The 16572-nt window shown below is 57.9% G+C and carries 8 protein-coding genes and 1 riboswitch; all 8 genes read left to right on the forward strand.

Annotated features, from left to right (window positions below):
• Positions 1 to 383: 383 nt before the first annotated feature.
• Positions 384 to 4205 (forward strand): Ig-like domain-containing protein, encoded by a 3822-nt coding sequence (locus tag CLOEV_RS16150; RefSeq protein WP_051485078.1) that lies wholly within the window; start codon positions 384 to 386, stop codon positions 4203 to 4205.
• 263 nt (positions 4206 to 4468) lie between these two features.
• A riboswitch (cyclic di-GMP riboswitch) is annotated at positions 4469 to 4553 on the forward strand.
• Between the two features lie 1225 nt (positions 4554 to 5778).
• Entirely contained in the window at positions 5779 to 8298 is a 2520-nt protein-coding gene (locus CLOEV_RS12715) for an Ig-like domain-containing protein (RefSeq protein WP_034444155.1), read from the forward strand.
• Between the two features lie 428 nt (positions 8299 to 8726).
• Positions 8727 to 9542 carry an LpxI family protein gene (locus tag CLOEV_RS12720; protein ID WP_008710254.1) on the forward strand — a complete coding sequence of 272 codons (816 nt, stop codon included), beginning with the start codon at positions 8727 to 8729 and terminating at the stop codon, positions 9540 to 9542.
• A complete protein-coding gene (locus tag CLOEV_RS12725; RefSeq protein ID WP_034444159.1) occupies positions 9527 to 10660 on the forward strand; it encodes a lipid-A-disaccharide synthase in 1134 nt (377 codons plus the stop codon). Before CLOEV_RS12720 ends, CLOEV_RS12725 begins: the two co-directional genes overlap by 16 nt.
• Positions 10654 to 12411, forward strand: a complete 1758-nt coding sequence (locus tag CLOEV_RS12730; protein WP_034444162.1) for an ABC transporter ATP-binding protein — start codon at positions 10654 to 10656, stop codon at positions 12409 to 12411. Before CLOEV_RS12725 ends, CLOEV_RS12730 begins: the two co-directional genes overlap by 7 nt.
• Positions 12412 to 14670 carry a tetraacyldisaccharide 4'-kinase gene (gene lpxK / locus CLOEV_RS12735; protein WP_034444165.1) on the forward strand — a complete coding sequence of 753 codons (2259 nt, stop codon included), beginning with the start codon at positions 12412 to 12414 and terminating at the stop codon, positions 14668 to 14670.
• Positions 14671 to 14688: 18 nt separating this feature from the next.
• Entirely contained in the window at positions 14689 to 15549 is an 861-nt protein-coding gene (gene kdsA, locus CLOEV_RS12740) for a 3-deoxy-8-phosphooctulonate synthase (RefSeq protein WP_034444166.1), read from the forward strand.
• Positions 15550 to 15552: 3 nt separating this feature from the next.
• On the forward strand, positions 15553 to 16557 hold the full coding sequence (locus CLOEV_RS12745) for a KpsF/GutQ family sugar-phosphate isomerase (RefSeq protein WP_008710242.1): 1005 nt from the start codon (positions 15553 to 15555) through the stop codon (positions 16555 to 16557).
• Positions 16558 to 16572 lie beyond the last annotated feature (15 nt).

Below are 16572 nucleotides of genomic sequence, written 5' to 3' on the forward strand. Positions count from 1 at the left end.
GGCTGTATATACCGGCGGCGTTTTCTTTATCAAAAAGAGGGGGGCGAAGTGATGCGAACAGGTTTTGCGGTAAATATTACAAATAACATTACCCCCCCCATGTTGTCTGTATGTATCTGCACATCTAAACACATCCGTTAGTCATTTCATCAAACAGCGGCACGCCAGCCGTCTATATATACCGTCATGCAGCCCAAAAACCTGGGACGGCTGCGACGTGGCCTTCAATCTGCGATGTTGAAAAAACGACGGCATCCTAGCGGCCACGGCGCACCGTCCGTCATGCGGACAGATACTACACGGACGCCGGCCGACAAGATTTGCGTGGTTTCTGCGTAATGTTATTTTGGATATGATTGAAGGAGAAAGGTGTGGTTAAATTGTTGAAATTATACAAAAAAAGGACTCTTGCGTCGTTTCTTATCACAATCTTTATAATGGTCGGCACGGCGTGGGCGGGCGGCATCGCTTACAATTCGGGCGACAGTAAGGCATTAAAGGAAGATGTCGCAACCAACGACATACTCTCGCCGTACGCTAACGGGAGCAATAAACTTACCCTTACAGGGAAAGAGGGAACATCCGAGAGCGATCGTTCAGACAAAAACTTTGTCATATACGGGGCGAGCGGCGACGTCGCCGGAGACTCCTCGCTTGTCCTGGACTGGCAGGCGGAGCTGTATACCCAGGGCAAGGTGCAGTTTTTCGCCGGAGGCGACGGCTCGAATGTGACGGGCAACTCCAGCCTCACGGTCAACGCGGCGGACGATTCGATCATGTATGCGTATGGAGGCGCTCCAGGCGCCCAGCAATCAATAATCCTGGCAGGAAGCCCGAACGGCGGCACCGTCACGGGGAATACGAAACTGACGATCAACGGAGCCCTCGGAAATGCTTGTTATTTGAAGGCGAGCGGAGCGGCGATGATAGATAAAGCCGGCGCCCTTACCGTCAACGGCGACAGCACTGTGGAGATCAGCGCCTCCTGTGAGGTTGGAGACGGGATCGGCGCGAACGGCGGCCTGCATATCGTCGCCAACGGATTAAAAGCCGATGAAACGGCACGCGGCATCTTAAAGGGCAAGGCGACACTGATAATAGACAACCCGAACGCGAGAGTCGAGCAGATATGGGGCGGCAATAATTCCGTGGCAAACAGCGGCCACACGTATGCGGCGACGGAAAGCGTTGCGGTCTATCTGAGGCAGGGCAAAGTCGGCGCCGTAACGGCCGGCCCGTCAAGTTGGGGGAAAACCGCCGAGGCCGTTGTCTCAAAAGACGTCTATGTAGAGGTGACGAGCGCGGATTTCAGCTCCTTCAGCCACTATCTTGGCGGCGGCGGAGTCAGTTGGGGTGAAGGCAGCCGCGCCATCGTCAAGGGGAACACGTCGGTCGCGGTAAAGGGCGGCGGCGGCATCGACTTACTGGTCGGCGGCGGCCTGGGCCGCGCCGGCGGCAACGCCGACGTCGAGGGCAATACGAACATCGCGATCATCGGAGACGCCGGGCTCAAGGCTCTGACAAAAGACGCCTGGATAATCGCCGGCGGAAAGCGGACCGGCTCTGGCAGCGCCGCGGTCGGTGGGAATGCCACGATAACTTTCGCGGATATTGAGAAGGGCGTGTTTGCCGGGAACATAACGGGTCAGGGAATTCTGCGCGATGATAACGATAAGCCCTATGACAAGAACGACAATGACGCCTTTTACACCACCTCCGTCCTCGGCGATTCCGTCCTTGTCTTCGACAACGTGAAAGCCGACTTCTCCGACGCTAAAATAAAGGAGATGGACAGAGTCGAGATCGCCAACGGCACGGAGCTGACGCTTTCGAGCCTCGGCGGGGCGAAGGAACTTAAACTCACAGGCGCATGGTCAAGCACGGGCAAGCTCACGCCCATGAAGTTCAGCAACGCCGCGCCTTCCGATGTGACAATTGATACCTCCGAAGCGACGGGCATCCTCTACGCTGCATTCAACGCAGAGAGAACCGAGCTTTGCGTTGTAACAAGACCCGTCACAGCCTCCCCTGACAACCTGACGCTCACGTATAAGCTCGACACTTCGGCGAAACTCACCGCGCAGAGCGACATCGATGAAGAATTCACATGGAAGTCGAGCAATTTGGGCTATGTTTCAGTGGACCAGGACGGAAAGGTCACCCCAATTAACGTCGGGCGCGCAACGATCACAGCAACAGGCAAAACAAGCAACCTCGTCGGTTCCTGTTACGTCACCGTAAGGGACGCCGACGACGTTACTGTATCCCCTTCTTCCGCGGCGATAAAAGTAGGCGAAACAAAACAACTGGAAGCGGCCCATGACGGCAAAGACAAGATAACCGGCTGGACCTCTGGCAATACTGCTGTCGCTACGGTCAGCGGCAGCGGCGACAGCGCCACAGTAACGGCGCTCAAGCCCGGCGACGCAGTCATCACTGCGACAGGGGCAAGCGGCAAAACGGGGACCAGCACAATAACCGTCAATAAGTCTAATGTCACGATAAACGGCGACCTGCGCGACGGCAACCTCGTCCTCACGCTCAGGACAGACTCTGAGTCCAAGCCCATCACCGCCTCCAGCGACATCACCGAGACCTTTACATGGACGACAAGCGACGCATCCATCGCTAAGGTCGGCGAAACCTCCGGCATAGTCACCGGCGTCAGCGCGGGCAGCGCCGACGTCACGGCCACGGGCGTGAAGGGCGAAGGCGTAAAGACGATAAAAGTGATCGTCGCCGAGCCCGGCGATGTGGTGGTTACACCCGCCAGCTTCGACGTCAAAGTGGATGAAGAAAAGAGCCTCACCGTTACCTGCGACCCAGAAGACAAGATAACGAAATGGGCCTCTGACAAACCGGAGATTGCCACGGTAACAACAAACGGCAAAGTCAGAGGGGTCAAGCCCGGGACAGCCACGATCACCGCAACGGCGCAGAGCGGCAAATCCACCGCCAGCAGCGTGACGGTGAACAAATCCGTCGTCACGCTCGACAAGACGGAAATAACCCTCAAACCGGCAGCAACGGCGACCGTCAAAGCGGCGAGCGACATCAGCGAAAGCGTCAGCTTCGTCTCCGACAATGAAAAGGTGGCTAAGGTGAATGCGGCCACCGGTGAAATCACGGCGCTGGCGGCCGGCAAGACCAACATCACTGCCACGGGCGCGCGCGGAGAGGGAACCGCCTCCTGCACCGTCACGGTGGAGACACCGAAGGCCGTAACGGTCCTCCCGCCCACACTCAGCATCGAAATCGGCAAGACCGGCACTGTAATCACCAGCTATGACACGTATGAAACTGTAACGTGGAGCACAAGCGACGGGACGGTAGCCACGGTCAAAGACGGGACGGTAACGGCGGTCAAAGCCGGCATAGCTGTGATCACGGCGACTGGCAAATTGAGCGGCAACAACGCGGGCTGCACCGTCACGGTAACCGACCCGGAGACCCCTGCCCCCACGCCCACACCGACGCCGGTGACCCCAAGCACAATTGACGAAAAGAACAACCCGATAAACGACGACGAAGGCGTTCCCAATGAAGTGAAGCCCGCCACCCCTGCCGCGACCGAAGCCACGACGGAGAACAAGGCCAACCTGGCAGAGAAGTCAGGCATCGCGTCCACTAACCTTGTGTCCACCTCCGACGGTCTTATCGCCATCAGCCCCGTCCTGGCGAAGCAGGCAGTAGAAGAAGTGAAGTCCAACGATAATACAGTACAGCCGCAAACCATAGCCGCACTTCCGATAGTAACGGCTGCGGTTGAGAAAGAAAAGACGGCGGCGCTCGCCTTCAAGATGACAGGCAAAGAGCTCGGCGCGCAGGAAAACAGCGTCGTCAGTGACATAACTCTCGTCAAGGTATTCGCAAATGGAACGGGCGGCGTGTTCCAATACGCCGCGACGCCCGACGCCTACGCTGACGAACACTTCACGCTCAAAGACGCGGACGGCAACAACCTGGTCCTGACGGACAACGTCATACCGGCCAACGAATACACTCTGATAGTGTTCATCAAAGACGGCGGAAAATTCGACCTCGACAAGGCGGAGGGCTCCGTCATAGACCCGATAGCGATAGCCACGAACGCGGCGACAGAGCCGAAATCCGGCAGTTCAAGCAGCGGATGCAACGGCGGCTTCGGCGCGCTGGCGCTCCTCGGGCTCGCGCTTGTGCCGATGTTTTACGGGAAAAAGAGGTAGTCCTGTAAGCGAAGATACTACGATAAGTAAAAATTAATTATCCGACGATCCGGGCCGCTGTTTTTCAACGGCCCGGATCGTTTGCTTTACCTCTGCCGGAGAGGCGCCGCTCTCCTCATTTTTTTGTTAAAATTTTATACTTTTTAACAAGGCGAGATAAATAACGCTAACTTTTTCATTTACTAGTTAATTGACCATAAATTAAAATGATACTAGTATGTATAAAAGATTTTAACAGGCAGTATTTGATTATGAACACACAAAAAAGTAAAAGGCAAGCCCGTTGAAAGACGGAGCACGCAAAACTATAGGGTCTTACCCCGTCAGGGATGACAGCCAGTTACCTTCAAAGGTCCCATCAGGACGTCGCCGGCTGTATATGTCGGCGGCGTTTTCTTTATCAAAAAGAGGGGGGCGGAGTGATGCGAACAGGTTTTGCGGTAAATATTACAAATAACATTACCCCCCCCCCGCGTGTTCTCTACTTGTATTCATTCATCAAACACATCCGCTAGTCGTTCTTTCAGACAAAGGCGCGCCAGCCGCGCCACGCCGCCATGCGGCCCGGAAAAATTTCAGCCCCGTCTCCAAATTGGACGCGCCGCAGACAGGCGTGTGCCGTTTTATCTTTGCGCACCTCCCAAGATACACAAAGAGGAGGTGCGTCGATAAATACATCCCTCAAAGCGGCTGTTTCTTCGTGAACGGGTAGAAAAATTTAGTATTTTGAAAGAAAGGTGTGGTGAAATTGTTGAAATTTGGGAAAAAGGGAATCATCACGTTTTTAGTAGCGGCGCTGGTAATGGTATTCGCGTCGGGAGCATGGGCGGCAACATCAATCTCGGATGTAGAAGGCCTAAAGGAAGCGTTCGCAAAGGGTGGCGAGTATCAGTTAACGGAAGACTTGACACTCACAGGCGCACTTAGCACAGACCAAAAGGTCACCTTGGACGTGGCCGGTCATACAATATTTACATCTTATGATATAAGCGTTGGGGACGAGACCACTATGAAAGGCGGCAATTTGACACTTAATAATACCGCCGCTATTACCGGAGGAATTACTCTCACGGTTGTCCAAGACTACGGGGCAAAAATATACGGCAATAAGCTGCTTGTATACGGCAATACAGGACCAGAACCTACGGCTGAAAAATCATCCGTGGATTCAGTATTAACAATCAATACAGGAGTAAAAATCCATTCTGAGAGTGGCTATTATACCGTGTACGTCTGCGGTAAAGGAGCTACGCTCAACCTAAATGGAGGCGAAATCATAGCCTCGCAAAAAATAGGAGCCGCGGCAATCCAAGGTAACGGAAGGCCGGAAAATGGTGGCACAACCATCAATATCAACAGTGGAAAGGTTGAGGGAGGCCCAATTTTAGATAGCAACAAAGAAAGCGGATGCGCGATATATCATCCGCAGGATGGCGTCTTAAAAATCAGCGGCGGAACCATCACTGGGTACGACGGCGTACAGCTTAAAGCCGGCAAACTAGTTATGACTGGCGGCGTTATTAAAGCAACAGGAGCAAAACCAGAAAAATATCCGGACAGCAGTAATGGTTCCGTGGTTACTGCATGCGCAATATCGCTAATATCAAATGAAAGCTATACGGGAGATATAAACGTAGATATTTCCGGAAAGGCAGAACTGGAAAGTACCAAAGCATGCGCTGTATTTTCTAAGATAACAGTCGGCGATAACAAGGTCAATAAAATTGAGATTAGCGGCGGTTCCTTCCGCGGCGGAGATCAGGCTCTGTTACTTGAAGATGCCGAAAACATCGATATTTCCCTCACCGGCGGCAGCTACAGCAGCAATCCGAGCGCTTATGTCGCGGACAGGGAGAAGTACGTCATCGTTGAAAAAGACGGTAAATATGTCGTAGAGCAAGTATACGTTAATGTGGCACCGGAAAGCATTGAGCTTTGGCTCAACACCCAGTTAAAGAAAACGGCAAAACTGGAGCCAACCAGCAATAAAACTGGAGCAACTTTCAAATGGGAATCCTCTACGCCCACCATCGTGAGCGTTGACCAGACGGGCAACATCACCGCGCTGGCAGTGGGTTCGGCCGATGTGACCGCGAGAGAAACCGTAAGCGGCGCTTCTGGAACCTGCCAAGTTACCGTGCGTAAAGCCGGCCCAGTCACCGTGTCACCCGCCTCAGTAAACCTCGTTCTCAATGCCTCGCCGACAGCGCAGCTTACGGCATCGTGCGATAAAGCCGAGAGCGTCACGTGGCAGTCCAGCGATGGTAGCATTGTGACCGTAGACAATTCCGGCACAGTCACTGCCGTAAAAGAGGGTAAAGCTAACGTCACGGCCACCGGCAAAACAAGCGGTTTCTCTGATACCTGTGCAGTCACCGTGAGTCGGGCAAAGATCACCATGACGCCAAACACTAAAGAACTCGTCCTTAACATTTCACAGACAGCCGCACTGGCGGCTTCCAGCGATTTTGAAGAGGAGCTCGAATGGAGTTCCAACAATACCGAAGTCGTGAGCGTCGACCAGAAGGGCAATATCACAGCTCTGGCAGTGGGTTCGGCCGATGTCACCGCAAAGGGCAAAAAGAGCCTCTCCGTCGGAACCTGCGCGGTTAATGTACGCGCGGCGAACCCCGTCGAAGTAACGCCGCTCACCGAGGAATTTATTCTCAACATCTCGCCCGCGAAACAGCTTACGGCAACGTGCGATGCCGCCGAGAGCGTCACATGGAATTCAGACAAGACTGACATTGTAACAGTAGACGATTCCGGCAAGATCACCGCCATCGGCTTAGGCACGGCCAACGTCACCGCTACGGGCAGCGTGAGCGGCTTTAAGTCCGCCCCCTGCGTCGTTACCGTGCGCCGGGCAAATATCTCCGTGACGCCGACAGAGGTGGAACTCATCCTCGGTATAGCGCCGACTTACCAATTGGAGGCCGACAGTGAGGTTACCGATACTTACACCTGGACTTCAGCCAACAAGGACATCGTGACCGTCGACGATTCCGGCAAAATCACCGCCAAAAAAGATGGCACAGCTAACGTCACCGCCACAGGAATCAAAAGCGGCTCAGTCGCAAGCTGTACAGTCACAGTACGCACCGCTGAATACGTCGTCGTAACGCCTTCCAAGATGGAACTCGCCATCGGCGCGACAGGCAAGCTCTCGGTCAGAAATGATAAAAAAGACAGCATAACCTGGGAGAGCAGCGACACAGCCGTCGCCACCGTCAAGGACGGCACGGTAACGGCCGTTAAAGCCGGCATCACCGTCATCACCGCGAATGGGCTCCATACCTCGGCCGCCTGCACGGTGACCGTCACCGACCCTGCGTCGCCCGATCCCGTCACGCCGACGCCTGCCCCCGTCGCCCCGGGGACGGTAAATAAAGAAAACAACCCCGTCAATAAAGAAGAAGGCAAACCGGAGAACGTAGAGGCGGCGACGCCGGCCATTACGGAAGCTACCGAGGAAGGTAAAGCCGCCGTAGTTAGCGCGACAAAGATCGAGGAAAAGAACCTCGTCGCCACCGCCGACGGCAAACTCACGATCAGCCCCGTGCTTGCCAAGAGCGCGCTTGAAGAAGTGATATCCGCCGACGCGACAGTCGCGCCGCAGAGCGTGGCCCTGCTTCCGATCGTAAAGGCTGCGGTAACGGCAAATAACGTGGCCGCCCTCGCCTTCACGATGACCGGCGAACAGTTGGGCGCTGAGGAAAACACAATCGCGGGAGACGTCAAGGTGATCAAGGTCCTGGCAGACGGCAAGGGCGGACAGTTCAGCTATGCCTCCGCGGCGGCAGGCTACGCGGACAAGACCTTCACGCTCAAAGACGCTGACGGCAAGAGCCTCGCCCTGACGGATAAGGTCGCGAAGGCTTCGACCTATACGCTGGTAATATTCGTAGCCGACAACGGCGACTTCGACCTCGACGCGACGGCCGGCAGCGTGATCGACCCCGTGGCGGTAGCCACCAACGCGGCGACAGAGCCGAAATCCGGCAGTTCAAGCAGCGGATGCAACGGCGGCTTCGGCGCGCTGGCGCTCCTCGGGCTCGCGCTCGTGCCGATGTTTTACGGGAAAAAGAGGTAGTCCTGCAAACGAAGATACTACGATAAGTAAAAATTAATTATCCGACGATCCGGGCCAATGTTTTTCAACGGTCCGGATCGTTTGCTTTACCTCCGCCGCATTTCTGGTGAACAAATTAAATGTGAAACCGGCGGTTTTATGCCGCGCCCTTCCGCCGCTTTGGCCTGCAAGCCGGAGCGGCGTTTGGTTTGATTTATAAACGGCGGCGGAGCAAACCTGAAGGCGCCGGAAGTGAATGGCAAACGCCGATTTACAGCCATGTTTCATGTGACAGCCGCCCCGCAAAAAAGCCCGCGCTTTATGCTATACTTACATAATGTCCTGCGGCATTTTTTATTTTAATGCCTCTAATGGTGGTTTTATGTGAAAATTATTTATAGAGGCAGTTTTCACCGGCATCTGCGCCGGAATTTTTAGGAGGAATAGTTTTGGATAACCAGATAGCTCTCATCGCCGGCGAGGGATCGCTTCCCGTTGTGATAGCAAGCAGGCTGACGGATAACGGCAATCCGCCCGTCGTCTATTCTATCAGGGAGAGTATCGGCGAGCTGTCTAAGTACGCGCTTGACGTTATAAATATTACTAAGCCCGATTTCGGCTTTACGATAAAGGACATGAAGAAACGCGGCGTAAGGAGCATCATCATGGCGGGGACGGTCTCGAAGACGCTCGTCTTCAAGCCGTCGCTCTTCGACCTCACCACGCAGCGCTTTCTCGCCGGGCTGCTTTTCCGCGACGATCATTCGATCCTCGGGGCGATCGTCGATTTTCTCGAAAAAGAGGGCTTCAAGGTGCTTAGTTACCGCGACATCGTTCCCGATCTGCTCGCGAAGAGCGGACATATCGCGGGGCGCGCGCCTACCAGGGACGAGCTTGACGATTCGGAGTACGGTTTTTCGATATGCAAGGCTGTGGTGCCGCTTTCCTTCGGGCAGACGGTGATCGTCAATAAACGCTCGGTCGTCGCCGTGGAGGCGATGGAGGGCACGGACGCTACGCTGCTGCGCGCGGGCTCTCTCTGCAAAGGCGGCACGGTCGCGAAGATGATGCGCCTCGACCAGGACGAACGTTACGACATTCCCACCGTCGGCCCCGACACGCTGCGCCATATGGCGCAGGCCAAGCTCAGTTGTCTCGCGCTGCACGCCGGCTGGACGCTGATCCTTGAACCGGAGGAGTTCCGCTCCGTCGCCCTGAAGGAAGATATCTCCGTGATAGGTGTCGAAGTTTGTCGATCTTTATAAGCTCCGGCGAAGCCTCGGGCGATCATTACACCGCGAATCTCGCAAAGAGGCTGCGCGCCGGCGGTTATTCCGGCGATATATGGGGGATGGGCGGCATAGAGTCGCGCGAGGCGGGGATACGCGTCGAATGGCACGGAGAGCGCCTGCAGCTTTTGGGGCTCACGGAGGTCATTTCGGCGATCCCCTCGATTTTCGCGCTGCGCAATGAGATGGTGGAGCGCATCCTCACGGAATCGCCGGAGGCCGTCATCGTCTGCGACAGTCCTGATTATCACATGCGCCTGATATCGAAGCTGCGTTCGCGCGGCTACAGAGGGCGCATATTTTACATTTCGCCGCCTTCGGTATGGGCATGGCGGAGCGGCCGCGCAAACGACCTGCGCCGTAATGTCGACGAGTGTCTTCCCCTTTTTAAGTTTGAACATGAATATCTGCTGTCGCGGGGCTGCGTCAGCCATTGGCGCGGTTATCCGCTTGCCGAAGAGTTCCGGAAACTCGCGGCGGAGCCCTCGCCGCTTGACGGGAGTTTCGACCGTGAACGTCTCGTCGCCTTCCTTCCCGGGAGCCGGCGGAGCGAGGTGACGGCGCTGCTCCCGATGATGCGCGAGGCGGCGGCGGTTCTCGCGGAAAGAGGCTGGCAGCCGGTGTTTTCGGTCGCGCCGGGGTTGAATCCCGCCGTGCGCGACGGCATGATCGAAAAGTTTACGAAAGACGGAGTCTTATTCTACGACGGTCCGGGCCACGACCTGATGGCCGCCGCGCGCTGCGCCGTCGGCGCGAGCGGCACGATCACGGTCGAATCGCTGCTCCTTGGCTGTTATATGGTCGTCACCTATAAGCTGAACCCGATATCGGCGTTCGTCGCCCGCTGCGTCATCAAGACGCCCTATTACGCGATGGCCAACATCCTCGCGGGAGAGGAGATGTTCCCGGAGCTCCTGCAGGAAAAGGCCACCGTGGACAACATTCTCGGACACACTCTCGAATGGCTTGAGGGAGAGGGCGATTTTCGCGCGGAGACCGAAAAAACGATGCGGCGCGCGCGGCTCACGCTCGGCGAAGAGGGAGTATATGACTTCTGGAGCAAACGAATAATGGAGGCCTCCGCCCGATGCTGAAACTTACCAATAGAGATGAATGGTCATCTTATCTCAGAGTCCTGAGATACTGCACGCCCTATAAGAAACGGCTCATTTACGCCATCGTCTGCATGGTGCTCTCCGCGCTCGCCGCGATCACGCCGCCGTGGCTCATAAAGAATGTCGTCGACGACGTCCTCATCCGCAAGGAGACCTATATGCTGAACCTTCTCTGTTTCAGCGTTATTTTCCTATATATCCTGAAGGCGGTCTTCACCTACGCCAACCTCTATCTTATGACCTGGGTGGGACAGAAGGTGGTCATCGACATCCGCCTCGAACTCTACGACCACACGCAGAGGCTCTCGCTGCTGACGCTATACAGCAAGCGTTCCGGCGAGTTTCTTTCGCGCATCACGAACGACGTGGCGACGCTGCAGAATATCCTCGCCTCGGTGGTCGTGGACTTCGTCGTGCAGGGCGTCACCTTTGTCGGCATTATCGGGCTGCTGCTTTTCCTCAACTGGCGGCTGACCCTTATCACCTTTCTGGTCATCCCGGTCGCGGTCTTCGCCATCGACCAGGCTTCTTCAAAGCTGCGCAAAGTCGGCACGGTGATCCAGGAGCGCCTCGCGATGGTGGCCGCCATCGCCCAGGAGGCGGTATCGTCGATAAAGATCGTTCGCTCGTTCGCCACGGAGGAGGAGGAGTATGAGCGTTTCCGGGAGGAGAGCAACCTCCACTTCAAGGCGCTGATGAAGGGCACGCAGGTGCGCGGCGCGTTGGAGGGCATCGTCGAGGTCATCCTCATCATGGCGCTCGCCGTCATCCTCTGGATCGGCGGTCGCGACGTGATCGGCGGCAAGCTCACCGCGGGCGGGCTAATCGCCTTCCTGACTTACATCGGCCTGCTGGTGCAGCCGGTGCGCGTGCTGAGCCGCGTCGTCAGCACGATACAGCAGGGAGCCGCCTCGGCGGACCGTGTCTTTGAGATACTCGACGAAGCCAACGAGGTGCCGCTCGCCGAGCATCCCGTCGTCCATTCGCCGATGGATGGGCATGTAAGTTTTGAGGATGTGGATTTTCGTTATAATGATTCAAAGCATGTCCTCAACGGCATTTCTTTTGAGATAAAACCGGGAGAGAAGGTCGCGATCGTCGGCCCCACCGGCGCGGGCAAATCTACGATCGCCGACCTGGTGATGCGCTTCTACGACCCGCAGGGCGGCGCGGTCAAGGTCGACGGGATCGACATCCGCCGCCTTGAATTGAAGTCATACCGCCGCCAGATCGGCGTCGTCCCGCAGGACCCGGTCCTTATGAAGGGGACGCTCGCCTATAATATCGGCTACGGCTGCAAGAACATGACGAAAAGGGATCTGGAGCGGGCCGCGAAGATGGCCGGCATCTATGATTTCATTATGACGCTGCCGCGCGGTTTCGACACGGAGGTCGGCGAGCGCGGCGTGACGCTGTCTGGCGGGCAGCGCCAGCGCGTGGCGATCGCGCGCGCCGTGGTGCGCGACCCGCGGATACTGATAATGGACGAAGCTACCTCCTCGCTGGACGCGCTCGTGGAACAGCAGGTGCAGGAGGCGATGCACAACGCGATGGAGGGGCGCACCGCCATCGTGATCGCGCACCGCCTTTCGACGATACGCGACGCCGACCGGATATTGGTACTGCGGGACGGCCGGATCGTAGAGGCGGGCACGCACGACGAACTCGTGGCGGCCGGCGGACATTATTACAGGTTGTTCGCGGCCAGCAACGGAGAGCATACAGGTTAAATGTCAAGGCTCCTGCGCAGTTACTTAAAATACGCGCGCGGCGAGAGCGGACCTTCGGTGTGGAGCCTCTTATATCCATGCCAGTTTGTCACGCGCGCCTGGATGAAGCTGCGCATCGGCCTCTTCAACCGCGGAGTTTTCGCCGTCACGGACCCGATGCTGCCGACTATCAGCATCGGCAACAACAGTTTCGGCGGCACGAATAAGACCCCGATGGCCGAATATATCGTGCGCCAGTTCGCCGAGGCGGGGATCAAGGCGGGGCTCGTGAGCAGGGGATATCGCGCTAAGGAACACCCGCCGCTCTGGATCGGGCAGGACGCCAAGAGCACTCGCCGCGATTTCGCCGGCGACGAGCCGCTGATGCTCGCGAAACGGCTGCCGGATACCAAGGTGGTCGTATCCCGCAACCGCATAGAGGGAGTGAAGCTGCTCGCCGCGCTGGGAGCGGAGGTCGCCGTCACGGACGACACTTTCCAGCACCGGAAGATGGCGCGGGACGTAGATATCGTCCTTGTGGACTCGACCTGCCCCTTCGGCAACGGCCAGGTGATACCCGCCGGCTCGATGCGCGAGCCGATGTCGGCCTTCGGCCGCGCGGATATCGTTGTCCTCACCAAGGCGAATCAGGCCTCACCCGGGGATATAGCGTCAATAAAGGAAAAGCTCGCCCCCTATGTGGCGTCGGACAAGATATTCACCGCCGACATCAAGCTTGAAAGGTGGATGAAGATCACACCGGAGGGGGAGAAAAAACTCCCCGACGGCTTTCTGCCGCGCGGCCGTTATATCGCGATCTCCGCGATCGGAAACCCCGGCGGCTTTTATAATTTTCTTGACGAAATGGGCGTCGGCGTCGCGCTGCGCCGCACCTACAGGGACCACCATATATTGACGGGCGAGGATCTCTCGCGGCTGGAAGCGCTCGCGGAGGAGAGCGGCGCGGACGGCTTTATCTGTACGGAAAAGGATCTTATGAACATGCCGGGCGAGCTTTTCCTCAACCGTCCTCTGTACGTGCCGTCGATCGCGGTCTCGCTCCGCGATCCGCTTGCTTTCCGAAAAAAAATCATGGAACGGCTGCGCCCCGCCTTCCTCGTCACCTCAAACGGACACGGCGAGGACGCCATCGGCCTCGTGCTGGCAAAAAAGCTGATCGAACGTTTCAAATGCGCGCAGGTAGACGCCTTCGCCTTTGTGGGCTCCGGCAAGCCATACGCGATGAACGGCATCCGCGTCGTCTCGCCATCGTCGGAGATGCCGAGCGGCGGCGTCGTCAAATACCATCTCACGGATCTCCTGCGGGATATGCGCCACGGCCTCGGCCGTTCTATCAGAAAACAGAGGGACAAAATGCGTTCACTGCTTGGAAGATACCGCACGCCGCTCTGCGTCGGCGACGTCTACCTGTTGTCGAGCGTCCTGTGGGGACAGGGGATGAAGCCGATCCTGGTCGCCACCGCGAAGACGGTACATCTGAGCGGGCACCTGTGGATAGAGAAATGGCTGCTCCGCAAGCGCTGCATCCTCGTCTGGACGCGCGACGAGGAGACGGCCCACGAGCTTGTGGAGGACGGGGTGCCGGCGGTCTTTTACGGCAACCCGGTCATGGACCTGCTCGACGAGGTGAAGAGCCCGGCCTTCGCCTGGAGCGAACGCGGCGCGAAGATACTGCTGCTGCCGGGAAGCCGGCCGCGCGCCTATGAGGATATCAAACTGATCCTCGATACAATATCGCTGCTCGCCGCGAGGATGGAGTGCAACTTCGTAATGGTCCCGGCGCCGACGATAGAGATAAAAAAGCTGACGGAGAACCTCGACGGCTGGGAACTTTCGGAGGACGGCGGCAAACTCTTCTCAGACAGGGTCGGCGTAACGATCTGCCGCGAGCCCGTCGCCGCCGCCGCCTACGGGGCGGAGCTGCTGATCGGGCTGGGAGGGACGGCGAACCAGCTCTGCGCCGGCCTCGGGATACCGGTCGTCTCCATAATAGAACGCGGCAAACTGCGTCAGAAAAAGCTGCTGCGCGAGGCGGAGATATTGGTCCCGCCCGAGCCCGGGGCGCTCGCGGAGGCCGCCGAACGGGTCCTCTCCGACAACAGGCTGCGGCGTTCGATGCAGGAGGCGGGAATGAAAAACCTCGGACGTACCGGAGCGCTGGAAAAGGTAGTAGAATACTGCGCGGAAGAGCTTGGCTGGGATACGCGCTGCCGCGTATATGAAAAATACAGGGATCATCTTGAATCACTGGAGAAATAGAAAAAGGAGCTGAAACGGATGAAGATCGTAAAAGAGGTCAGGGTGAGGGACATTACGGTCGGCGGCACACGGCTGACGGTCGCCGCCGGCCCCTGCGTGCTCGATACGTTTGACGAGGCGCTGATGACCGCCCGCGTGATGAAAGAATACTGCGCGGAGTTTGGTTTCAATTATATCTTCAAGGCCTCCTTCGATAAGGCCAACAGGACCTCGATCGCGAGCTTTCGCGGCCCGGGTATCGAGAAGGGGCTGGATTGGCTCTCCGAGATCGGCCGGACCGCGGACGTGCCTGTGGTCACCGACATACACGAGCCGCAGCAGGCGGAGGCCGCCGCGCGGCATGTAGACCTGCTGCAGATACCGGCCTTTCTCTGCCGCCAGACCGATCTGCTCGCGGCGGCCAGCGGAACAGGCAAACCGCTCAACGTCAAAAAGGCGCAGTTTATGGCCCCAGAGGATATGGCCTCCGTCGTCGGCAAGTGCCGCGAAAGCGGCTGTGAGGACGTCATACTCTGCGAACGCGGAACGGCCTTCGGCTACCACGAGCTCTCGGTGGACTTCCGTTCGCTGCCCGTCATGCGCGCGCTCGGCTGCCCGGTGATGTTCGACGCGACGCACAGCGTCCAGAAGCCGGGGGGCAAAGGCACCTGCAGCGGCGGAGACCGTTCTTTCGTGCTGCCGCTGATACGCGCCGCCGCCGCGCTCGGCATCGACGCCCTTTTCATGGAGGTGCATCCGCGCCCCGACGCGGCCAAATGCGACGGCCCCAACTCAATCCCGCTCTCAAAGGTACACGAGGTGCTGCGTCAGACATACGAGATAGATAAGATCGTCCGCGAAAAGATCGATTTCGCGGCGCTTGACTGGTCGGAGGAATAAAAGATGAATCTGCCGTACGAACGCGAAGAAAAGCAGCTCTCCGCCGGGGAGCTGCTTGCCACGGGAAAAGAGATCCTGCTTAAAGAGGCAGGCGCGCTGCGCGCCGCCACGGAGAGAATGGGGGAGGAAATGGCGGCGGCCGCGCACCTCGTGAGCCGCTGCCGCGGCCGCATCGTCGTGACCGGGCTCGGCAAATCGGGCCATGTGGGACGCAAGACGGCGGCGACCTTCGCCTCGCTCGGCGTGCCGGCCTTTTTCCTGCACGCCACGGAGGGCGCTCACGGCGACCTCGGCATGGTCTGCCGCGAGGATGTGGGTTATTTTATCAGCAACAGCGGCGAGACGCAGGAGCTGATCGCGCTCATCCCCTATTTCAAGAGGCTCGGCGCGCCGATAATCGCCGTCACCGGCAATCATGAATCGACTCTCGCGCGCGAGGCGGACATCGTACTCAACTGCCACGTCGATTCCGAGGCCGATCCGCTGAAGCTCGCGCCGACAAGTAGCACGACGCTCCAAATGGCGCTCGGCGACGCCGTCGCCGGAATGTCGACGCTGCTGCTCGGCCTCCAGAAGGAGGATTTCGCGCTCTTCCACCCGGGCGGCTCGCTGGGCAAGCGGCTATTGCTCCGCGTCAGCGACCTTATGGGCAGCGGCGACAAGATGCCGGTCACGAATGAAGACGCGCGCGTGCGCGACGCGCTCTTCGACATCACCAGCAAGGGCTACGGCGCGACGGCGGTCGTCGACGGCGATGGAAAGCTCGTCGGCGTATTCACCGACGGCGATCTGCGCCGCTTCATCGAAAAAGAGGGACTTGAGGGGCTCGAACTCCCCGTCTCCCGCGCGATGACGAAGAACCCGCGCGTCATCGGACCGGAACGGCTCGCCGTCGAGGCGGTCCGCATTGTCGAACAGTGGGAGGTATCCGCCCTCATCGTGGTACAGGACGGAAAACCGATCGGCATGGTCCACATACACGAGATACTCAAGGCGGGGGTGGCCTAGCTGTCGCTGCTGCGC

The organism is Cloacibacillus evryensis DSM 19522 (assembly GCF_000585335.1).
Classification (GTDB): Bacteria; Synergistota; Synergistia; order Synergistales; family Synergistaceae; genus Cloacibacillus; species Cloacibacillus evryensis.

Coding starts and splice junctions, on each gene's coding strand:
- CLOEV_RS12730 (WP_034444162.1), top strand. CDS start 10,654: ATGCTGAAACTTACCAATAGAGATGAATGGTCATCTTATCTCAGAGTC.
- kdsA (WP_034444166.1), top strand. CDS start 14,689: ATGAAGATCGTAAAAGAGGTCAGGGTGAGGGACATTACGGTCGGCGGC.
- CLOEV_RS12745 (WP_008710242.1), top strand. CDS start 15,553: ATGAATCTGCCGTACGAACGCGAAGAAAAGCAGCTCTCCGCCGGGGAG.
- lpxK (WP_034444165.1), top strand. CDS start 12,412: ATGTCAAGGCTCCTGCGCAGTTACTTAAAATACGCGCGCGGCGAGAGC.